The sequence below is a fragment of the Xenorhabdus stockiae genome (genome assembly GCF_002632825.1).
Classification (GTDB): Bacteria; Pseudomonadota; Gammaproteobacteria; order Enterobacterales; family Enterobacteriaceae; genus Xenorhabdus; species Xenorhabdus stockiae.
This window is the reverse complement of record NZ_NJAJ01000034.1, coordinates 1-22,510: the sequence shown is the minus strand read 5'-3', so window position 1 is coordinate 22,510 and position 22,510 is coordinate 1. Positions and strand designations below refer to the sequence as shown.

The window sequence follows — 22,510 nt, the reverse complement described above, 5'->3', positions numbered from 1 at the left end:
GAATTTATTTTCAGAGCTTTTAACTTGCGGCGTATTTTACCCTCAGACGAGGGTATTATTATTTATTACAGCTATGTGATATCACTGATACATCAGCTATCTCCCGCTCCCAACCACAACAACGCATCTCCGGGGCTAATGGCACTACCCGGCTGACAGATAATCTTTGTAACCCGGCCCGCCTGTGGCGCATGAATCGCCAGCTCCATCTTCATGGCTTCTACAATAATCAGCGGCTGGCCTTCTTCCACATCATCGCCTGATTTGACCAATACTTTCCAGATATTCCCGCTCATATCCGCACTAATCTGCAAACCATACTCATTAAGATCCGCTTCTTCTTGTGGCTGTTCCTCTCCATCCTGAACAGAACTCTCTTCTTCCGGCTGTTCCTGTTGCCAGCGCATAACCTCGGTTTCAAAAGCCACTGCCTGTCTTAGTTTGAAATAGGCAATATCTTCGGCATTTTCTTTCAGAAAGTGCAGGTGTTCGGCAAAATCAAACTGTGTATTTTCAATATGGATAGCAGTACGCCCCTCCTGAAAATCTTCCCGTAACTGTTCTAATTCTGCTTCAGTGACAGGATAAAAACGGATTTGATCAAAAAATCGCAACAGCCACGGTTTATCTTCCTCGAACTGTTCATTTTTCAGAAATTTGTTCCAAATCGGCAGGGTTCGTCCCACCAGCTGATAACCGCCGGGAGAATCCATGCCATAGATACACATATATGTACCGCCAATACCGACAGTTCCTTCTGCGGTAAAAGTACGTGCCGGGTTGTATTTTGAGCTTAACAGGCGATGGCGAGGATCAATGGGAGCAGCGCACGGAGCACCCAGATACACGTCTCCCAACCCGAGGATCAGGTAACTGGCATCAAATAGAATACGGCGCACGGCTTCACGATCAGCCAGCCCGTTAATACGCTGAATAAAATCGACGTTATTCGGCAACCACGGAGCGCTGGATCTAACCGTGCTCTGATAACGGTTCACGGCACCCAGTGTTGCACTGTCTTCAAATGCCATCGGCAGATGGATAATGCGAGATGGCACTTTCATGGTGCTGACATTGCCAAGCTGTTTCTCCAAAGAGAGCAGCAAAGCGATGAGTTTCTGCTGTTCGATTTGCCGGTTATCATAGCGGATTTGCAAAGAACGGACACCCGGAGCAATTTCTTTAATTCCCGGTTCAGCTAAAGCATGTAGTTTTTCCATCAACAGATGTACCCGCAGGCGTAATGCCAAATCCAGAATATTTTCACCATATTCGATCAGAATATAGTTATCTCCCGCCTGACGATAAACAACCGCCGGAGCAGAATGCGTGGCAGCAATCGCAGCCAGCACGGCACCAGAATGTTCTTCTTCTGCTATCTGTAATGTTCGCTCTAGTTTTAATGGGGCTTCCGACGTTGATCTCAACGTGGCAATAAGACGATTTTGCTGCTCTTCCAGAGTAACCGCTTCTTCCATACTGATGGGATGGAAACGGATACGATCTCCCGGCTTAACCTGACCGACTTTCCACAATTCAGCTTTGGCGATGGTAACAGGGCAAACAAAGCCACCGAGACTAGGCCCGTCACGGGTGAGGATGACAGGAAAATCTCCCGTAAAATTGATAGAACCAATGGCGTACTCACAGTCATGAATATTTGAAGGATGCAAACCCGCTTCACCACCATCAGGACGCGCCCAGACAGGTTTTGGGCCTATCAACCGTACACCCAGACGGTTTGAATTGTAATGCACCTGCCATTCGGCAGAGAAAAATTCATCTATATAATCCTGAGCGAAAAAATCAGGCGCACCATGCGGCCCATAAAGTACGCCAATCTCCCATATATCGCCATAAACGGGGATCGCGGCAGGTTCCGGTGCCTGTGGTAGGCTGATTGGTGCGGGAGTTGTACAGGCAGGTAAGGCTGGCTGTGAGATGGGAAGCATATCGGCAATTTTTAAGATACGGCCAGCATGTCCGCCAAATTGTCCGAGAGCAAAGGTAGAACGACTTCCAAGGTAACAGGGAACATCAATGCCATTTCTGACCGCAAGGTATGTACGGCAGCCGGATTGTGCCCGCCCTATCTCAATTATTTGCCCGGCTTTGATATTCAGTGGTTGCCAATAAGGTACGCTTGTCCCGTCTAATAATGCGGTACTCTCTGCGCCGGTCAGCGCAATCAGTGCGTCACAATGAAACTGTAAGGTTGGCCCCTCCAGCGTAAACTCCAATCCGGCGGCCGATTCATGATTACCGACAATTCGGTTCGCTAACCGAAAAGCCAGGTCATCCATCGGGCCGGATGGTGGAACACCGATATCCCAATACCCCGACCGACCGGGATAATCCTGAACACTGCTCCATGTTCCCGCTCGCAGAACCTCAATAGCTCTTGCCTGAGGTTCAAAGCTATCAAGCATTCGGGTCCAGGCTTGTCCTTGTTGGAATGGCTCACTGGCTGTGATTTGGCGCAGGTATTCCAGATTAGTTGTAATGCCGTGCAATTGACAGGAATCCAGTGCTTCACGCAGTTTAATCAGTGCTTTTTCTCGATTTTCTGCATGAACAATCATTTTAGCGATCATCGGATCATAAAATGCAGAAACCTCACTGCCCGTGCGCACACCACTATCGATACGTATGCCTTCAGGGAATTTAACTTCCGTCAGGACTCCCGGAGCAGGCTGAAAGTTTTTCAGTGGATTTTCTGCATACAGGCGCACTTCAATCGCTGCTCCGACTGGTGCCCGCTTTAAATCCTCCCAGTCAATGGGTAGCTCAGCCGCAACCCGCAGCATATACTCCACTAAGTCAAGCCCGGTTACGCATTCCGTCACAGGATGTTCGACTTGCAGACGGGTATTAACCTCAAGAAAGTAGAACTCATCCTGTTCGACATCGTAAATGTACTCTACCGTACCTGCGCTGCGATACTTCACCAACCGGCCCAATTGTACTGCGGAATCCAGCAACGCTGTTCGGGTCTGCTCCGGCAAATTAGGTGCCGGAGCTTCTTCTACGACTTTTTGATTCCGGCGCTGCAAAGAGCAATCACGCTCTCCCAGCGCCACAACATTTCCTTTACCATCACCGAAAATCTGCACTTCAAGATGGCGGGCCTGCCTGATACACCGCTCCAGAAAAACACCGGTATCACTGAAAAACTGTTCACCAAGATGGCGCACACTCTCCCATGCCTCACTCAGTGCATTTGCGTCATAACAACAACTGAGGCCAATCCCACCACCACCGGCAGTACTTTTCAGCATAACCGGATAACCGATAGTCTCAGCGGCACTGAGTGCTTCATCCAGTGAATTGAGCAACCCTGTTCCCGGTGTCATCGGTACACCTGCTTCTGCGGCCAGTTCTCTCGCTCGGTGTTTCAGGCCAAATTCACCAATCTGGTGTGATGTCGGGCCAACAAAGACAATACCCGCTTTTTCACACGCTTGTGCAAACGGTAGGCATTCAGACAAAAATCCATATCCCGGCCAGATCGCCTCCGCATGGCTCTGTTGTGCTGCACTTATAATTTTATCGATACACAGATAACTCTCACTGGCTTTTTCCCCGTTTATCGGTAATGCGATATCAGCATCTTTAACATGTTGTGAATTTTTATCTGCGTCTGAATACACAGCCACACTGACAATTCCGAGCCGTTTCAGAGTACGGATAGCACGGCAAGCAATTTCTCCGCGGTTAGCAATCAATACCGTTTTAAACATTGTCTTTCTCCTGATTGATAACCCAATTACGCCAGCCACCGAACTCTGTAATATCCGTTGCACCGTTCAGAGCAACCGGTTCGCAGATAAAACCTTTTATCCAGCGACCATCGGCTAATTCCAGTGAACCGATGCCTAACGGAGGCGGAATTTCAGCAACGAATGCACCAAAATAGGCCAGTGGAATATCCCAAAGCTCAATACTGATGGATGCACCTGTGTCATCCCTCACTAATCCGGGCTTAGGGGGCTGAGTGTTGGCTAGTTTGTAGAGTCGGTAACAGCTCGCGGTCTGTGTGGTCTCAACAAATACGGCGTTACGTTCGGTTAATTGGTCATTCAGAGGCATCCTCCGAAGATGGGCTCCGACAACCGCCAAACGAATATGCTGCCCGGATGGTGGTAACATCATCACGTCACCATCAAGTAATTGGCCGGTGGAGCCAAGTGGTAATGCGAGATGCTGCTGCCAACGCAGACCAAATGATGCAAGTGCCCGGTCGTGCCAGGCTGGTGCAAGTAAGGTGATACCTGCGGGTAATCCATCAGTTCGGAACGGTGCAGGCAAGGCAAGTGCGGAAAGATTGGCAAGGTTGGTGAAATTGGTATAAGTGCCAAGTTCAGAATTATAGTGAATCGGCGCCCTTTTAATTTCTTCAATCGTTCTGATTGTCGGTGTAGTGGGAACAATGAGAGCATCAAAACCGGCTAATATGTGCTGGATCTTCCTCGCCAGTTCTGCCCGCAGATATTCGGCATTAAACGCATCGACGGCGCTGTAATTTTTACCACCGTCAATAATCTGGCGCACTTCTGGATCCATCATTGCAGGAAAACTGAGCATGCCATTCACAACAGTCGTGCGCTCAGCAACCCATGCTCCCTGATAAAGTTGCTCACCCAGTTGGTTGAATACCAAGAAATCAATTGGCTGAAGAGTGGCCCCCATATTTTGCAACTCGTGCAGAGCTTCCTGCCATGCGGATTCGGCAATCGTGTCATGACAAAATACAGGATTGGCAGGAATAGCAAATAGAGGGTGATCCGGCAATGTTGCGGGTGTAGATGCCGGATTTATGCAGGAATAAGCATCATTTTCGTCGAATCCTCCGGCAATATCCGCAACACTGAAAGCATCTTCAACCGTCAGAGCAAAAACAGATAAGGTATCGTTGAGTCGACAGGCAGGAACAATACCTTTGGCGGAAAACCAGCCTTTTGTTGGTTTCAATCCCACAATATTATTGAAGCCAGCAGGCACCCGTCCGGAACCTGCGGTATCCGTTCCAAGTGCGAATGGCACTAATCCTCTGGCAACGACAGAAGCAGAGCCAGAACTGGAGCCGCCGCTAATATAACGATCATTGAAACTGTTTTTAACGACGCCATAAGGTGAACGAGTGCCGACTAATCCGGTAGCAAACTGATCCATATTCGTTTTTCCAACGATGATAGCTCCCGCCGCTTTTAGTCTGGCAACCGCTGTCGCATCTTCATCTGCGATATATTCAAATGCTGGGCAGGCCGCGGTTGTCGGCCAGTCAGCAACATCAATATTATCCTTAACTGCAAAAGGAATACCGAACAAAGGAAATTCGTCGGGGTTACGCTGATAAGCAGGTAAAAGTAAACCAATCTGAGCCTGTAACTGTTCCGGCGTTGCAAGATAAATCCAGGCATTATCATCAGGTAAAAAGGAATCTAGATGCTGTTGCAGTAAAGCAAAAACGGACTCCACATCGTGTCGTATCCGCTCATGCCAGTATTTTAAGGTATAGCCAGTCATTGTTGTCATGCTGTGATACTCCAGTGGATATAGTTGGATTTACACAGCAATACGCATGCCAAGATAATAATATGCTTTTTTTCAATTGATTAAGGTTGGGGAAAATATCAGGAATAATGGTTTGCACTATTATGGTTCATAGATTGAACAATAATGGTGCTTATTTTTAACTCAGTCGGTTAACGATAAGAAAATGAGTGACAATAATAAGAATAAATATGGTGATTATTATTCACCTTATGAATAAATCATAAGTCACTTGAATAAAAATAGAGAATAAATATGAATAACCATTATTAGAAATAGAATAAATTGCGTCCAATTTTTTATTAAAATATCAGTATATTTTTTATATTTTACTTAACCTGTCAAACTACAAAATTATAGGTAAATATAAACAATTTTATTTTACAAACAAACTTTTATAACGAACTATCTATAAATGATAGCAATAACAACGAGTCAATTAATGTTCAATAAGTCACTGTTCCGTTAAGGGTGGGCAGTAAGTGTAGCGATATCATAATTATTTATTTAATATAGCGTCGAAAATAGACATATTGCTTGTGACCCATCCCGACCCCAAAAGAGAAAAATGATGAAAACAACATCCAAGATATTAGTTAGCCTAGCCTGTGTCGTTATGCTCGCCGGCTGTGCCCGCACAACCCCAATTAATACTCAACAAACAACAATCGTGACAAAAAATTCACTGCCTACAGTGAAAAAAGCGATCCTTGAGGCAGGGCAAAAACGTAAATGGATAATGAATGAAGTTTCTCCGGGCGTTATCGACGGATTACTGAATACTCGTGGGCACGAAGTTAAGATACGTATTACTTACACGAATAAAAATTATTCTATTCACTATGTCAGCAGCAAAGGATTAAAGGCTAAAAACGGGAAGATACACCGTAAATATAATATGTGGACTAATACATTGAATAATGACATTCAAGTGCGTTTAGCTACTATGGCCAACCAATAATTTTTGCATGTTACTGGCGTATTTCACACGAACGTAGCCCTATTATTACATTAACCCTAATTTAATTAGGGTTTAACTATCCCATTGGATATACGGATATATGACCACTCCCCATAATTACGACAAAGATGATTTAAGTGCGTTTGAAGCAATTACTGAAGCTCAGCGCATTGCTTTTGCACCAATGCTATTTCAGACGGCAATTTGCCTGCGTGATTTTGGTATCTTATCTTTTCTGGATAAACACCATAAAGAGGGAGCAACAAAAGATGAAATCTGTAGTGGTTCAAAATCAGACAGCTATGGAGTAGGTGTTTTATTGGATATGGGGTTAAGTGGCAGAATTATTCTTAAGCGCGATGATCGTTATTTCCTCAGTAAAATTGGTCATTATTTGCTGCATGACAAAATGACTCGCGTCAATATGGATTTTACTCAGGACGTATGTTATCAGGGCTTATTCCATCTGAAAGAATCGCTGCAAGAAAATAAGCCTGCCGGTTTAAAAGTATTTGGTGAATGGTCAACAATTTATCCGGCACTCAGCCAACTACCAGAACCAGCCAAAACAAGCTGGTTTTCATTTGACCATTTTTACTCTGATTCTGCTTTCAATGCAGCATTAAAAGCCATTTTTTCTCTGAACCCCAAATTGATTTATGACGTTGGTGGAAATACAGGAAAATGGGCATTGCGCTGCTGCCAATATGACAGTAAAGTCAACGTCACTATTCTGGATTTACCCCAGCAAATTGAACTGGCTGAAAAAAATATCCGCAGTCAGGGAATGGCTGAACGTATTTCAGGCCATCCTGTTGATATGTTGTCGGATTGTGAATTACCTAAAGATGCCGATATTTGGTGGATGAGTCAGTTCCTCGACTGTTTTTCCGAAACACAGATTGTTGATATTTTACGTAAGATCGCTGCATCAATGAAACCAGGTGCCAGAGTATGCATCATGGAATTATTCTGGGACTGTCAACCATTTGAAGCGGCTGCTTATAGCCTCAATGCAACTTCGCTTTATTTTACCTGCATGGCAAATGGCAATAGCCGTTTTTATAGTATGGACAATTTTAATCAATTCCTCGATAAAGCCGGATTTGTAGTAGAAAATAAAATTAATCAGTTAGGACTTGGGCATACGCTACTGGTTTGCAAGAAAAAATAATTGACGGTATTTCATGAAATTGACATTGGATATTACAGATTGGCAAGCCGTAGCTCCGGGCCTTTCTGTTCCTGAAGAATGGGAAAAATGGTCTGCCATTTCACCTGCTGCCATAGATGGCTCACACTCTCTAGCAAAATGCTCTCAGCTCCCGATGATGACAGCCCGCCGTCTCAATTCGGGCAGCCGCCTAGCTGTAGATTGTGGTTTAAGCATTTTACGCCGGAATAAAGTGGATGCCATTGTCTATACCAGCCGCCATGGTGAACTGGAGCGCAATTATCAGATACTGATGAATCTGGCACAAACCGAACCTGTTTCCCCGACTAACTTCGCCATGTCAGTTCATAATTCGTCTGTGGGGAATCTCACTATTGTTGCCAAGGCACCGCTGGTTTCTTCTTCAGTTTCTGCCGGAATTGACAGTTTTCAGCAGGGGTTATTTGAAGTTGCGACTCTGCATCATGCTGGTTACAACAAAGTGTTACTTGTCGATTTTGACGGCAAGATCCCCGATTTCTACCACAATGAAATAGATGAAAATACTCCCACCTTTCCATTCGCAGTTGCGTTGCTTTTTGAGCAAGGAAAGAGCTTACATTGTGAAAAGCACCCGTCACCGGAGACAGAGCCTTCCCTTCCCCAAAGCCTTCAGTTTCTACACGGCTGGTTAAACGGAAAACAGCACTTTACCGTAGCTGGAGATCATTGTGCATGGCACTGGAGCAACGGGAGCAACGGGAGCAACGGGAGCAAATAGCATGGAAGAAAAGATAATAGGCCGCATCACTGAACGGGCTAACTGGCTCTGGCGTCTGCTGATGACAGGGTTTTGTTTTGCTCTGTTTGGGATTGGTGGGTTATTACTTTCTCTGATCTGGTTTAATTTACTATTGATTTTTCAGCGAAACGCGGAGAAACGGCTCCGTATCGCACGGCGTAGTATCTCAACCTGTTTTCGCCTGTTCCTATTTTTGACCAGAAAACTGGGAGTATTGGATTATCACTTTAATGGTGCAGATAAACTGCGCACAGATAAAGGCTGTCTGATCGTCGCCAATCACCCTACTTTGTTGGATTACGTCATCTTGGCATCGAATCTGCCGGATGTGGATTGCATCGTCAAATCGGCACTGCTACGTAACCCTTTTCTCAGTGGTGTGGTTCGCTCTGCTCGCTATCTCATCAACAGTGATGCCGAAACCTTGCTGCCTGCCTGCCGCGAAAGGCTGACTAACGGTGGCAATATCTTGATTTTTCCGGAAGGAACGCGTACAACGCCCGGTCATCCTATTTCACTCCAGCGCGGTGCTGCCAATATTGCGGTCCGCTGTGAATGTGATGTCCGGATTGTACACATTACATGCAGCCAAAAGATGCTGGATAAAAAAAGTAAGTGGTATCAAATCCCGCCCAAAAAACCGATTTATACCATTACCGTTGGTGAGCAACTCGCCAATGAGGATTTTTCTGCCGATACAGAGAGCGGATACGCTATTGCTGCCCGCCAGCTCAATCGCCAACTTACACAGTTATTAACACCATCAAATTACTAGATGTTGGATACAATAATGCAAGAATCAAACATGCAAGAACTAAACCAAAACTTACAGATCGAAATAAAACAACTAATTATAGACACCCTGAATCTGGAAGATATCACGCCTGCTGATATTGAAACTGAAGCACCTCTGTTCGGTGACGGGCTGGGATTAGACTCCATTGATGCGCTGGAGTTAGGTCTGGCGATTAAAACCCGCTATGGCATTGTTCTATCCGCCGAAAGTGAAGATATGCGTCAGCACTTTTCTTCTGTTGCTACATTGTCATCTTATATCCAGTCACAACAGGGATAACAGCAGAGGAACTCATGGAAAAACAAAAAATTTATCAGGAAGTTTCACAACTTTTGGTCAAACTGTTTGAGCTTTCTCCCGAAGATATCACGCCTGATTCACGCCTCTATGAAGATCTGGAACTCGACAGCATTGATGCAGTTGATATGGTTGTTCATTTACAGAAAAAGACAGGGCGTAAAATTAAACCCGAAGCATTCAAATCTGTCCGCACCGTTCAAGATGTGGTGGATGCAGTCGAGCAGCTATTGCAGGAAGAATAATTTCTCTCATCCATACACTTTGAAATATAGGAACATGCTGGGTAGCTAATTGAACCTGTTGATTTTATTGTTTCGTATTGCCAATACCGTGATGTTAATCGCTTGGCCATTTTTGGTATGGGCGATGGTCAGCTATCGACAATTTAATATCATATTGCCCATTATCATCCTGTTTTTCGTTTTGCGCTTATTACTAAGCCGTAAAACCATAGACAGAAAAAAAGCGGATAAGCAGCAAAACGTAAATTGGAATACGGGCTGGATACTGTCAATTGCCGGAATTTTACTAGGTTTGGCAAGTTTTATCCTGCGTGACCACCAACTTTTGATGTACTACCCAGTTGTCGTGAATATCGTTTTATTTACCCTTTTTGGCGGTTCTCTGTACTACGGGCCTCCTGTTGTGGAAAGGCTGGCCCGGCTCAAAGAGCCGAATTTGCCAACTGAGGGGATCACCTATACGCGCAAGGTGACTTACATCTGGTGCCTATTTTTTATTTTAAATGGCACAATCGCTCTCGGTACTTGCCTGTATAACGATATGACACTGTGGACACTATGGAATGGAATGGTCAGTTACCTGTTAATCGGGCTACTTATCGTTATTGAATGGCTGGTACGCCAACGTGTGAAAAAGAGATGAAAACCTTTCCTGTATCCCAATGGTTATCAGCAGGTAATGCCTCTGACAGGCTCATTACCTGGGGCAATCACTGTATCAGACTGAGTACACTCCGACAGGAAGTCACGATACTCTGTCACCGTCTGAGGAACCATACCGCATCTCGCTGGGCATTATGCTTTGATGACAGTTATCATTTCTGTGTTGCTTTGCTGGCTACTCTGCATGCCGGAAAAACACCGGTTATTCCGGGACACTGCCGTGAAGCACAGTTACAGGAACAACAATCCAGCTTTGATGGGGTTCTGACCGATCTGCCCCTAAAATTATCTTGTCCATGCTGGCCTATTTTCTCAGCTCAACAAGACAATATTGTCCCTGAAACAACACTGCCTGATATATCCCCAGATGCAGTACTGGTTATGTTCACTTCAGGCTCCAGCGGCGTACCTAAACAGGTCATCAAACCTGTAACTGTAATGGATCTCGAAACCCAATGGCTGGCCTCTTTATGGCAGGATAGACTGCAATCCTGTGTTATCCGTGCTTCGGTTAGCCACCAGCATTTGTACGGCTTAACTTTCCGAATCTGGCTACCGATGTCTCTTGCTTTGCCATTTGAGCGTAAAATGGTGGAATTTCCTGAACAATTAACCCAATATCCACAGGCCTCTTTGACACGTTACGCTCTGATCAGTAGTCCGGCATTTCTACAACGATTAGATGACACTCTTCCTGCCCCAAACTGCTCTTTCGTAGTTTCAGCCGGAGGGCCATTAAATTTTGCTGATGCAGAGCGGGTCACACAATGGCTAAAGACCATCCCAAATGAAATTTATGGCAGTACCGAAACAGGCATTATAGCCTGGCGAGCTCGCCGGGAAGATCATGCAGTCTGGAAGACATTCGCTGGCGTCTCTTTCCGGCAGGATAAGGAAAATAACTTACGCGTTTACTCCCCTCTACTTTCTGTCGCAGATGGAATGGTTCTGGATGATCGACTGTTATTTGATGAAAAGGGGAACTTCTCGCTTCAGGGGCGTCGTGATCGCTTAGTTAAGATCGAAGAAAAACGTATTTCTCTGTCTGAAATTGAGCGTCGTTTATGTGCAATCGATGGGATTATTGATGCCGCAGCACTGATCATCAATCGAGGAAAACGCAACTATATCGGGGCTGTCCTTGTTTTAGATGATGAAGCATTTCAGCACTTCCTCCAACAAGGTAGCGGGAAGTGCTCTCAAAATTGGCGCCGTCAGCTCATTTCCTGGCTGGAACCTGTTGCACTGCCTCGCTACTGGCGAGTAACTACCTCTATTCCCCTGAATGCTCAAAGTAAACGTTCATGGCCTGAGTTACAGGAGCTATTTAATGAAACCCATTGAAACCCATCTTGAGCAACCCACTCAAAACGAGGCCATTATTCGCCTGTATTTAGATCCTGACCTGAGTTGGTTTCGCGGTCACTTTTCCGTTCAAGCACTTTTACCCGGTGTCGCACAGATCGATTGGGTTATGCATTATGCACAGACTTTGCTGGCTCCGGGCTGGAATTGTGCTTCTATTGAGATGGTAAAATTTCAGTTACCTTTACAGCCCGAGGATAATCTACGCCTAAAAATTCACTGGGAAGAAACTAAGCATCAACTGACTTTTCAGTATGATGTGGAATCCTCCGATAGTGGCGAGTGCAAAACGGCAAGTCAGGGGAAAATCAAATTATGTCGCTGAGCGTCAACACGATTACGCCATGCGTGATTATTCCCTGCTATAACCACGGGGCAACGATGTCCGCTGTCTTGGAACGGTTATCACACTATCAGCTTCACTGCTTTATCGTTGATGATGGCAGCGATATAACGACACAGCATTGCCTCGAAAATCTGGCCACAGTAACCCCCGGTGTTACCTTAATCCGCCTTGAACAAAATCAGGGAAAAGGTGGGGCTGTGATTGCTGGAATGCGGGCAGCCGCAAACGCTGGCTATAGTCATGCTCTACAGGTTGATGCAGATGGTCAGCACTGTCTTGAAGATATCCCGCTTTTTTTATCCAAAGCTCAGCAATATCCGGATCGTCTGATTTCCGGCCTGCCACAGTATGACACCTCTGTGCCCAAATCCCGGCTTTACGGGCGTTATATAACGCATTTCTGGGTCTGGGTAGAAACTCTTTCTCTTTCCATTAAAGACAGCATGTGCGGCTTTCGTATCTACCCACTAGTTGCCACAATCAACTTGCTGACAAAAAAGAATATCGGCCGCAGGATGGACTTTGATATTGAAATCATGGTTCGTCTGTACTGGCAGGGGACGGAAAGTGAATTTGTCCCGACAAAAGTAACTTATCCCGAAAATGGACTCTCCCATTTTCACGCTTTACACGACAATCTCAGCATTTCGTGGATGCACACCCGCCTGTTTTTTTCCATGTTGCCACGCCTTCCTGCTTTATTATGGCGTAAACGTTCTTTACTTAGCTGCTGGTGGGGTAATCGCCGTCACTGGTCTGATATTAAAGAGCGTAAAGGTTTGTATGGCATGAAGTTTATGCTGACAGTTTACCGCCATCTCGGGCGCAAGCCATTTGAATGGTTACTTTATCCGGTTGTAGGTTATTTCTGGGCAACCGGCGGATTACAGCGTCAGGCATCACAGCAATACCTTACCCGTCTGAAACAGACCATGCAGCACAAAAAGATTGCTATTCCTTCCGGGCTTAACAGCTACCGTCATTATTTGCGCTTTGGTGGTGCCATGCTGGATAAAATAGCAAGCTGGCGCGGTGATCTGAAATGGGGCAAAGATATCGAATTTGCCGACGGCGCGGAGGACATTCTTTTAGGTGGCGACTCTCGCGGAAAACTTTTACTGGTTTCTCATCTGGGCGATATCGAAGTTTGCCGGGCACTGGCTCAGCATGCAGGACAGAGGACAATTAATGCTCTGGTGTTTACTGAACATGCCCAGCGTTTTAAGCAAATTATTGAAGAAGTCTCGCCACAAGCGGGCATTAATTTATTGCCAGTGACGGATGTAGGCGCAGATACCGCTATCTCGCTGAAAGAAAAAATTGATGCCGGGGAATGGGTGGCAATTGTCGGTGATCGCATAGCCGTTAATCCATCCCGTATCAGCACGCATAGAGTCACCTGGAGTCAGTTTCTTGGTGATTCAGCACCTTTTCCCCAAGGGCCGTTTATTCTGGCATCCGTATTACGCTGCCCAGTTTTGCTGATGTTTGCTCTTAAGCAAAATCATCGGTTCAGAATTTATTGTGAACCTTTCGCCGAGCCACTAGAGCTTCCACGTAAACAGAGAGAGCAGGCATTACAGCAAGCGGTTGATCACTATGCTTCTCGCCTCGAGCATTATGCTCTGTTATCTCCGCTTGATTGGTTTAACTTTTTCGATTTTTGGCAATTACCTACAAATAAAGCCAAGGAGTAAGGAATGCTGACAGCGCCCCGTTTTAGCAGCGAGGTTGAATTAACCGTACCCTTCCATGACACCGACCCGATGGGCGTAGTCTGGCACGGTAATTATTTTCGTTATTTTGAAATTGCTCGTGAAGCACTGATGGAACAGCTCAATTATGGCTACCGTGAAATGATCGCATCAGGCTATGTCTGGCCGGTTGTTGATGCAAAAATTAAATATCGTCGTCCAATAGAATTCGGTCAGAAAATACGTGTACAAGCCACCATTAAAGAGTTTGAAAACCGTCTGAAGCTGGTTTATCAAATTTTTGATGCTGAGAGCGGCAATAAAACAACGACGGGTTACACCATTCAGGTGGCTGTTGCAGAGAAAACTCAGGAAATGTCCTTTGTCAGCCCGGATATTCTGTTTGAGCGTATGGGAGTCAAACCATGAGAAAGTTCTGGTTGGCAATACTTCTATTATCTATTAATAGCCTAGCTATCAATAACTGTGCTCATGCCGTCACGCTTGAAAAACTGCAACAACGCTTTTCTACACAACCTGTAGTACGGGCCGAGTTCACCCAAGAGCGCCATATTCAGGGAATGCCGCAGCCACTGCATTCCAGCGGTGAGATGCTGGTTGCTCAACATAAAGGACTTTGGTGGCATCAGCAAAAACCTTTTCCTCTCACCTTAGTGCTGGATGACAACCGGATGGTTCAGGCCATCGCAGGGCAAGCACCTCAGGTTATTACTGCGGATTCAAATCCTCAGATGTTTCAGTTCAACCACCTGATGCGAGCGCTATTTCAGGCAGATCGTGCTGTACTGGAAGAAAATTTTAAAATTGAGTTCAAAGAACTAAAACAGGAAACATGGCAACTGGAACTCACACCAAAAACCTCCCCTTTGGATAAACTGTTCACCATCATTACCCTAAAAGGTAAAGACAATCTCAATTCGATTCTGTTGCTCGACAAACAAGGGGATCGCACTGAACTCTTTTTTACCAAACACCGTTTAACACCAGAGATGCTGAGTAATGAAGAAGAGCAACGCTTCAAATTTTAATCCGCGTCTGCTGGCACTGTTTTGGCTGCTGATATGCACTATTCTCGTGATTTCATCAGCGATCCTGCTACCACAATCGCGCCTTTCCACCAGCGTGCTGGCTCTCTTACCTGCGCAAAGCGCCGGAGACATGCCGCCGGCATTAAAAGATGAATTTATGCAGCGACTTGATCGCCAGTTGGTATGGATGATCAGCCCCGGAACGGAAGAGAATGAAGCACCAGCTGAGTATTGGCAGAAACAGCTGGAAAAAACACCATTTCTGACTCATGTCAAAGGGCCGATAAATGCAGAACAACAACAGGCATGGGGTACTTTTTACTATAAGCACCGTAATGCCATGCTTGATCCTGCGACCCGTGACCGGCTGCAATCCGGGGGTACTCAACAGGCAAACTGGATTTTGTCTCAGGTCTATTCAACTTTCTCAGGTGTCAGCGGGCAAGAACTCAGCAATGATCCACTTATGTTGGTCAGGGGGTCACAGCTAGCTCTTCAGCAGACATCCAGCCGGTTACGGCTACAGCATGGCTGGCTGACAGCCAAAGACGGTACAGGAAGGATCTGGTATCTACTCCATGCTGAACTGAACGGCTCTTCGTTTGATATGCAGCAGGCACATCAGGCTGTCACTGAGCTGAGTAAGCTGGAGCAATCATTGGAAGCTCGTTTCCCTGATGCAAAAGTGATCTCAAGGGGAACTCTGTTTTACAGTGATTATGCCAGTCAGCAGGCAAAACATGATATTTCCACACTGGGCAGTGCAACCGTACTGGGAGTTCTACTGCTGATTTACAGTGTGTTTCGTTCCCTGAAGCCACTGCTGTTGTGTGTTCTCTCTATCAGTATGGGCGCATTGGCGGGCACGGTTGTGACACTGGGTATATTCGGTGAACTTCACTTTATGACACTGGTTATGAGCATCAGTATCATCGGTATTTCTGCCGACTATGCGATTTATTATTTGACTGAACGTATGGTTCACGGGCAAGAAGTTACACCATGGCAAAGTATGTGCAAGGTATTATCTGCTCTGCTAATGGCACTGGCAACAACCGTCATTGCTTATCTGATCATGATGTTTGCTCCCTTCCCCGGTTTACGTCAGCTCGCTGTATTTGCTGCTGCGGGCTTGACCGCTTCTTGCCTGACAGTGATCTGCTGGTATCCCATATTGGCTAAGAATCTGCCTGTTCGCCCAATCCCGGCAATGATCATGCTAATGCGCTGGCTGGCCTTGTGGCGACGTAACAAATTGTTTTACATCGGGCTACCTGTCACTCTGACGCTATTTGCTCTAATCGGTATTTCGCGTTTACACATCAATGATGATATCGCTCAGCTACAAGCACTACCTCAGGATATTCACCAACAGGAAAAACGTATCGCCGAACTGACCGGCCAGAGGAGTGATCAGAAATGGTTTGTTGTTTATGGCGATAACGCAGAACAGACACTACAACGTCTGGAAAATTTTATCCCCCTACTGGAGCTGGAAAAACAGCGCGGTACATTCGAAAACTATCAACGGCTGCCGCTATCTTCTCTTGCTCAACAGCAGAAAGATCTGAAGCTACTCAAAGCCGCTGTTCCGAATATCATGGCACATCTGACAGAAACAGGGCTGCCGGTAAAACAGCCGGATTTAGACCCAATGACTGTTATGCCTGATGACTGGCTAAACAGTGTAGTCAGCGAAGGCTGGCGCCTGATGTGGATCACATTGCCAAACGGCCAGACTGGGATTCTGCTTCCGGTAACAGGTGTGAAAGACAGTATTCTTATGCGTCAGTTAGCCGAGAAACAAACCGGTATCAGTTGGGTCGATCGCAAACTGGCATTCGATGAGATGTTCCAGTTTTATCGCACCATACTTGGCTGGTTGCTGGTGGGTTCTATTATCTTAATCGGGGTCAGTTATATGATCAGGCTTGGCCTGCGTCGTGGTGCAGTCAGTATCCTGCCATCTCTGTTATCACTCGGCTGCGCACTGGCTGTTCTCAGCTTCAGCGGCTACAGTCTCAATCTATTCTCAATACTGGCACTGGTGCTGGTTCTGGGGATCGGTATTAACTATACCCTGTTTTTCAGCAATCCTCGTGGTACACCACTGACTTCGCTACTGGCAATCACCGTTGCAATGTGCACGTCACTGCTCACTCTGGGCATGCTTGTATTCAGCAGTACTCAGGCAATCAGTAGTTTTGGCATTGTATTATGTAGCGGAATTTTCACGGCATTTTTACTTTCACCACTGGCAATGCCTGAACGTCCCAAAAGGAACAAAAAAGCATGATGCGATTATTTATCCTGCCACTGGTATGTCTGCTGGCAGCCTGTACTAATTTACCGGAGAATGGCTCCCCCAGAGCATGGCTGAAACCGGGAGTACGTGTCTCATTGCCTGCACCGGGTATCAAGCCAGCCATCAATGAACAACAATTATTGACCGCAACAGTGAAAGGCAAGCAACAGTCATTAATTGTTCTGCTAAACGCCAGTGAAGACCAGCTATCACTGGCTGGCTTATCATCGCTGGGTATTCGCCTGTTCAAACTGACTTACGACCATAATGGCATCCATGCGGAACAATCTCTGGTACTACCGGAAATTCCGCCTGCCAGTCAGGTTCTGGCCGATATCATGCTCAGCTACTGGCCGGTTTATTCATGGCTTCCACTCCTGCCTGAAGGATGGGCGCTACAGGACACGGATAACATCAGACAATTACATGATAATAAAGGTCATTTAATTACTGAAATTCAATATGACACCCAAAATGGCAGACGGTATCCGGTACACGTCCGGCAGTTTATTTTTGGTTATGACATCGCCATTCAGCATTTAGAAGAGTAAAACATGATTTATATTTCTGCCGTAGGCATGCTTAATGCCTTGGGTAATAATGTAGATGACATTGCACAGAATCTGGTTTCCGGGCACGCTCCCGGCATGTATGCGCGCTCAGGCTGGTTACAGCCTGATAAAACCTGCTGTCTGGGAGGCGTTGATGCTGAATTGCCTACTATTCCCCCACATTTGCATCAGCATAATAGCCGCAACAACCAGCTGTTACTGGCAGCCTTAATGCAGATAAAACCCCAAGTGGATAAAGCCATAGCGCAATATGGACTGGATCGGATCGCCGTCATTATGGGAACCAGTACTTCCGGCCTTAACGAAGGTGATACCCATGTCAACCGGACAGTTAACCAACAGCCCAATGAATCTTATCACTATTATCAGCAGGAGCTGGGAGATCCTTCCCGATTTATTGCCAATTACCTTGAACTAACAGGGCCGGCTTTTACCATTTCCACCGCCTGCTCATCCAGTTCACGGGCGATTATCAGTGGTCAGCGTCTCATTGAGATGGGAATGGCAGATGTGGCCATTGTGGGAGGTGCCGATACCCTTAGCCGTATGCCGATCAACGGCTTCAATAGCCTTGAGGCTCTCTCGGAAACATTGTGTGAACCCTTTTGCCAGGATCGTCAGGGCATCACTATCGGCGAAGCCTCTACCCTGCTACTGCTGACACGGGAAGCCCACTCCGTAGCACTGCTTGGTGCAGGGGAATCTAGTGATGCATGGCATATGTCAGCCCCTCATCCTGAAGGAAAGGGTGCCGCTGAAGCTATCAATATGGCATTGAGTAATGCAGGACTCTCCACACAAGAGATTGGCTATATCAACCTGCACGGAACGGGAACAAAACTCAATGACCAGATGGAATCACTGATCATCAATCAGCTTTTTGGCGAGCGTACCCCATGCAGTTCAACCAAGCATTTGACAGGCCATACTCTCGGTGCCGCAGGAGCCTGTGAAGCTGGTTTGTGCTGGTTGTTGCTAAGCCGGAAATTACCATTACCAGCACAGGATTTCTCCCGTTCGGGAGTAGATACTTCGTTGGCAAGCTGCGGCCTTCTGACACAACCTGTGCTGTTAGAAAAACCGGTTGTCATGTCCAACTCCTTTGCTTTTGGCGGAAATAACACCAGTCTGATTCTGGGAGCTGTATAATGTCTGACTACTCACCCGCTCACTCTTATTTACCTATCCATCACTATATCCCCCACGAAGCGCCGATGGTGTTGTTGGAAAAGGTTATAAGTGTTTCCAGTGAAAGCGTACATTGTCAGGTAACAGTTAACCATGAAGGCGTACTGGCACCTTTCCTTAACGCAGAAAAGAATCTGCCAAACTGGTTTGCCATTGAAATGATGGCACAAACTATCGGAGTTTGGTCTGGCTGGCATCGCAAAGAACGGCAGGAAGAAGATTCATCTCTGGGTATGCTGCTTGGCGGTAGGGCAGTGCGCAGTCAGGTTTCTGAGTTCACATACGGCAGTATTTTGGATATTCGAATGAATCTGTTATTGCAGGATGAAAAATTCGGTAGTTTTGAAGGTGAAGTCAGCTGTAACGGTACCGTACTGGTAACAGGCCGACTGAATACCTATCAACCAGAAAAAGAAGAACTTAAACAATTATTTAAACGGGGTGGAGCAGTATAATGCGTTCAGTTTTAGTCACTGGTGCCAGCAAAGGGATCGGCAGGGCAATCGCCTGCCAATTAGCAACAGATGGGTTCACCACTATTGTTCACTATCACCGCGATGCGAAAGGTGCAGAAGCAACGCTGGAACAGATTCAGGCTAACGGTGGCAACGGACGGATATTAAGTTTTGATATCTCAGATCGCGATGCCTGCCGTACAACATTAGAAAAAGATATCGAAGTACATGGTGCTTACTACGGCATTGTTTGTAATGCTGGTATCGCTAAAGATGGAGCATTTCCAGCGCTTGACGGAAGTGACTGGGATGGTGTCATTCATACTAATCTGGATGGTTTTTACAACGTGATACACCCCTGCGTGATGCCAATGATTGGACTACGTCAGGGTGGTCGTATTATCACGTTGTCATCCGTTTCCGGTTTGATGGGGAACCGTGGACAAGTCAACTATAGTGCTGCTAAGGCCGGTATTATTGGCGCAACTAAAGCGCTTGCCATCGAACTGGCAAAACGAAAAATCACCGTGAACTGTATTGCACCAGGATTAATCGATACCGATATGATCCAAATTGAAGAAATCGCTTTAAAAGAAGCTATGAATATGATCCCTATGAAACGTATGGGACAAGCAGATGAAGTTGCCGGGCTTGCCAGCTATTTAATGTCTGATATTGCAGGTTACGTCACCCGTCAGGTAATTTCGGTCAACGGAGGAATGCTATGACACGCAGAGTCGTCATTACAGGAATGGGTGGGATCACAGCTTTGGGGCACGACTGGCAATCGGTCTCCTCTGGGTTAAAATCCAGCGTGAATGCAGTGCAGCAAATGCCAGAATGGGCAGAATATGATGGGCTTAATACTCATCTTGGAGCCCCCGTGACTGATTTTACTTTGCCTGAGCACTATACCCGCAAACGTATCCGCTCTATGGGACGTGTTTCACTGATGTCCACTCGGGCAACTGAACTGGCACTTGAAATGGCAGGGCTAATTGGCGATCCCATCCTGACAAATGGTGAGACCGGTATTGCTTATGGTTCCTCAACAGGCAGTACTAAACCCGTCAGTGAATTCGCCACCATGCTGACCGAAAAACACACCAATAATATTACCGGTACAACTTATGTGCAGATGATGCCTCATACTACTGCGGTCAACACCGGTCTGTTTTTCGGGCTACGTGGCAGAGTTATTCCAACCTCAAGCGCCTGTACCTCTGGCAGTCAGGCTATCGGTTATGCATGGGAAGCTATTCGTAATGGTTATCAGACGGTAATGGTCGCTGGTGGTGCAGAAGAATTGTGTCCATCAGAAGCCGCTGTATTTGATACCCTATTCGCCACCAGCCAGAAAAATAGCAAACCAAAAACAACACCTTCCCCATTTGATGCTAATCGTGACGGTCTGGTAATTGGCGAAGGCGCAGGTACCCTTATTCTCGAAGAACTGGAACATGCTAAAGCACGTGGTGCCAAAATTTACGGTGAGATTATCGGGTTTGCCACTAACTGTGATGCCTCCCATATCACCCAGCCAAAATCAGAAACGATGCAAATCTGTATGGAAATGGCGCTGAAATCAGCCAGGCTTCAACCTGTGGATATTGGTTATATCAGCGCTCACGGTACAGCAACCGAGCGTGGAGATGTCGCGGAAAGTCAGGCCACTGCTAACATCTTTGGTAACAGAACGCCGATCTCCTCACTGAAAAGCTATTTCGGTCACACATTGGGTGCCTGCGGCGCTCTGGAAGCATGGCTTAGTATTGAAATGATGAATGAAGGCTGGTTCGCACCGACCATCAACCTTAATGAAGTTGATCCGGCTTGCGGTGAACTGGATTACATTATACACCAGCCGCGTTCAATCCAGACTGAGTTTATCCAAAGCAATAACTTTGCTTTCGGCGGGATTAATACTTCACTGGTGATCAAGCGTTGGTGATGATTTAAATGGAAAAACAAGGAGTCGAATTGAAACTAAAATGGCACTTCTTGTTTTTACCCCAAACAGACTAAACACAAAATATAGAGTACAATACTACAGCTCAATAACTCTTTGACGAAGGAGTTCCTTATCTTTATCCGCATCAACAATATGCATCTTCTTATGGCAATTTGGACACAATGCAACCGTGTTCTCTATCGTGTCTAACCCCCCTTTTGAAAGCCATTCAATATGATGAGTTTCTAAATAGGGCTCTCCTTGTAAATTACAAAACGGTGCAGGAACTAAACAAAGCTGACAGACACCTTTGGCTATGCGTTTCGCGTATTCAGCTACATATTCATTACGTTCATATCGAATAGAAACTTGAGTAGAACTTCCCGGAAGCTTACGTGCGTATTTAGCCCGTTTTTGAAGCTCATCCAAACTAATTTTTTTTGCCTTACGTATTTTATGCTCATAGATAGAGCAAATATCATCTTTTGAGACAATACGCTTTCCTGTTACTAATTTAATCGGGAATACATAAACTAAGCGCTCATTTCCTTCGATATCTGGTTGTTTCTCGGTGTATGTCTCATCCGCTAACTCAACTTCCCCGACATAAGTGTATTTTTTATCTTTAAACACCTCGAACAAGTGAATTTTTACACCATTATATTTAGACTCAAAAAGAGTCTTATTCTGGCTAAATGTTAAGCTTTGATCACCCTTAGACCCCATACCCGTATAATGGAGAATATTTCCATCCCACCTATCGTCATAAATAGATTTTATGTGATTAGAAACAAGTATTAAGGTGTTTTTTCCATGTGATCGACGCATTCCACCTTGTGGACTGCAACCAAAAATCTCACAAACTTGTTTATTATTGAATTCATCACCTGATTTAAGTGCGTTGATTTTTTTCATTGGGTTATCTCATTACATTTTCAACCGAATTTAAGAGCTATAAAATCGGGATAGCATATGCCACATAGTAATTTTAATGATCTCTTATAATAATTAGACTAGGGGCTGTGGATGTTTTGTGAGGGGAATTGGAACGGCATGATGATCTGGTATCCTTGTTTTCGCCAAAAAACCGTTACCTTGAGAACATCATGCCAAGA

General features: G+C 45.8%; 21 protein-coding genes. 18 read left to right on the top strand and 3 right to left on the bottom strand.

The window, feature by feature from the left end:
• Positions 1 to 92: 92 nt before the first annotated feature.
• Entirely contained in the window at positions 93 to 3,740 is a 3,648-nt protein-coding gene (gene uca / locus Xsto_RS15920; protein ID WP_099125684.1) for an urea carboxylase, read from the bottom strand.
• Positions 3,733 to 5,535, bottom strand: coding sequence for an allophanate hydrolase (gene atzF, locus Xsto_RS15915; RefSeq protein ID WP_099125683.1), 1,803 nt, complete (start codon positions 5,533 to 5,535; stop codon positions 3,733 to 3,735). The genes uca and atzF overlap by 8 nt, the downstream gene beginning before the upstream one ends.
• Positions 5,536 to 6,121: 586 nt before the next feature.
• On the opposite strand from atzF, the gene Xsto_RS15910 reads away from it, so the two are divergent.
• The 18 genes from Xsto_RS15910 to Xsto_RS15825 all read left to right on the top strand — a co-directional run bounded on the left by Xsto_RS15910 (position 6,122) and on the right by Xsto_RS15825 (position 21,395).
• On the top strand, positions 6,122 to 6,514 hold the full coding sequence (locus Xsto_RS15910) for a hypothetical protein (protein WP_241537924.1): 393 nt from the start codon (positions 6,122 to 6,124) through the stop codon (positions 6,512 to 6,514).
• Between the two features lie 100 nt (positions 6,515 to 6,614).
• Complete coding sequence (locus Xsto_RS15905; RefSeq protein ID WP_099125682.1) at positions 6,615 to 7,688, top strand: methyltransferase; 1,074 nt, start codon at positions 6,615 to 6,617, stop codon at positions 7,686 to 7,688.
• 13 nt (positions 7,689 to 7,701) lie between these two features.
• Positions 7,702 to 8,448 (top strand): beta-ketoacyl synthase chain length factor, encoded by a 747-nt coding sequence (locus Xsto_RS15900; protein WP_099125681.1) that lies wholly within the window; start codon positions 7,702 to 7,704, stop codon positions 8,446 to 8,448.
• Between the two features lie 16 nt (positions 8,449 to 8,464).
• A complete protein-coding gene (locus Xsto_RS15895) occupies positions 8,465 to 9,244 on the top strand; it encodes a lysophospholipid acyltransferase family protein (protein ID WP_422646204.1) in 780 nt (259 codons plus the stop codon).
• Between the two features lie 30 nt (positions 9,245 to 9,274).
• Positions 9,275 to 9,544 (top strand): phosphopantetheine-binding protein, encoded by a 270-nt coding sequence (locus Xsto_RS15890; protein ID WP_099109721.1) that lies wholly within the window; start codon positions 9,275 to 9,277, stop codon positions 9,542 to 9,544.
• Between the two features lie 14 nt (positions 9,545 to 9,558).
• Complete coding sequence (locus tag Xsto_RS15885) at positions 9,559 to 9,807, top strand: acyl carrier protein (protein ID WP_099109696.1); 249 nt, start codon at positions 9,559 to 9,561, stop codon at positions 9,805 to 9,807.
• A 91-nt stretch (positions 9,808 to 9,898) separates the two neighbouring features.
• Positions 9,899 to 10,450: a COG4648 family protein gene (locus tag Xsto_RS15880; protein WP_099125702.1), complete on the top strand. Its 552-nt coding sequence runs from the start codon at positions 9,899 to 9,901 to the stop codon at positions 10,448 to 10,450.
• The gene (locus Xsto_RS15875; RefSeq protein ID WP_099125679.1) at positions 10,447 to 11,814 is read left to right on the top strand and encodes a class I adenylate-forming enzyme family protein; all 1,368 of its coding nucleotides are present in this window, start codon (positions 10,447 to 10,449) and stop codon (positions 11,812 to 11,814) included. Before Xsto_RS15880 ends, Xsto_RS15875 begins: the two co-directional genes overlap by 4 nt.
• On the top strand, positions 11,801 to 12,160 hold the full coding sequence (locus tag Xsto_RS15870) for an ApeI family dehydratase (RefSeq protein WP_099125678.1): 360 nt from the start codon (positions 11,801 to 11,803) through the stop codon (positions 12,158 to 12,160). The genes Xsto_RS15875 and Xsto_RS15870 overlap by 14 nt, the downstream gene beginning before the upstream one ends.
• Positions 12,151 to 13,878: a glycosyltransferase family 2 protein gene (locus Xsto_RS15865; protein ID WP_099125677.1), complete on the top strand. Its 1,728-nt coding sequence runs from the start codon at positions 12,151 to 12,153 to the stop codon at positions 13,876 to 13,878. Before Xsto_RS15870 ends, Xsto_RS15865 begins: the two co-directional genes overlap by 10 nt.
• A 3-nt stretch (positions 13,879 to 13,881) precedes the next feature.
• Positions 13,882 to 14,304 (top strand): acyl-CoA thioesterase, encoded by a 423-nt coding sequence (locus Xsto_RS15860; RefSeq protein ID WP_099109692.1) that lies wholly within the window; start codon positions 13,882 to 13,884, stop codon positions 14,302 to 14,304.
• The gene (locus tag Xsto_RS15855; protein ID WP_099125676.1) at positions 14,301 to 14,924 is read left to right on the top strand and encodes a LolA family protein; all 624 of its coding nucleotides are present in this window, start codon (positions 14,301 to 14,303) and stop codon (positions 14,922 to 14,924) included. Before Xsto_RS15860 ends, Xsto_RS15855 begins: the two co-directional genes overlap by 4 nt.
• On the top strand, positions 14,896 to 17,220 hold the full coding sequence (locus Xsto_RS15850) for an MMPL family transporter (RefSeq protein ID WP_099125675.1): 2,325 nt from the start codon (positions 14,896 to 14,898) through the stop codon (positions 17,218 to 17,220). The genes Xsto_RS15855 and Xsto_RS15850 overlap by 29 nt, the downstream gene beginning before the upstream one ends.
• A complete protein-coding gene (locus Xsto_RS15845) occupies positions 17,217 to 17,780 on the top strand; it encodes a DUF3261 domain-containing protein (RefSeq protein ID WP_099125674.1) in 564 nt (187 codons plus the stop codon). Before Xsto_RS15850 ends, Xsto_RS15845 begins: the two co-directional genes overlap by 4 nt.
• A gap of 3 nt (positions 17,781 to 17,783) precedes the next feature.
• A complete protein-coding gene (locus Xsto_RS15840) occupies positions 17,784 to 18,950 on the top strand; it encodes a beta-ketoacyl-[acyl-carrier-protein] synthase family protein (RefSeq protein WP_099125673.1) in 1,167 nt (388 codons plus the stop codon).
• A complete protein-coding gene (locus Xsto_RS15835; protein ID WP_099109687.1) occupies positions 18,950 to 19,444 on the top strand; it encodes a hotdog family protein in 495 nt (164 codons plus the stop codon). Before Xsto_RS15840 ends, Xsto_RS15835 begins: the two co-directional genes overlap by 1 nt.
• The gene (locus tag Xsto_RS15830) at positions 19,441 to 20,172 is read left to right on the top strand and encodes a 3-ketoacyl-ACP reductase FabG2 (protein ID WP_099125672.1); all 732 of its coding nucleotides are present in this window, start codon (positions 19,441 to 19,443) and stop codon (positions 20,170 to 20,172) included. The genes Xsto_RS15835 and Xsto_RS15830 overlap by 4 nt, the downstream gene beginning before the upstream one ends.
• Positions 20,169 to 21,395, top strand: coding sequence for a beta-ketoacyl-ACP synthase (locus tag Xsto_RS15825; protein ID WP_099125671.1), 1,227 nt, complete (start codon positions 20,169 to 20,171; stop codon positions 21,393 to 21,395). The genes Xsto_RS15830 and Xsto_RS15825 overlap by 4 nt, the downstream gene beginning before the upstream one ends.
• Positions 21,396 to 21,491: 96 nt before the next feature.
• Here the strand turns inward: Xsto_RS15825 and Xsto_RS15820 are convergent, their stop codons facing one another.
• A complete protein-coding gene (locus tag Xsto_RS15820) occupies positions 21,492 to 22,310 on the bottom strand; it encodes an HNH endonuclease (protein ID WP_099125670.1) in 819 nt (272 codons plus the stop codon).
• Positions 22,311 to 22,510 lie beyond the last annotated feature (200 nt).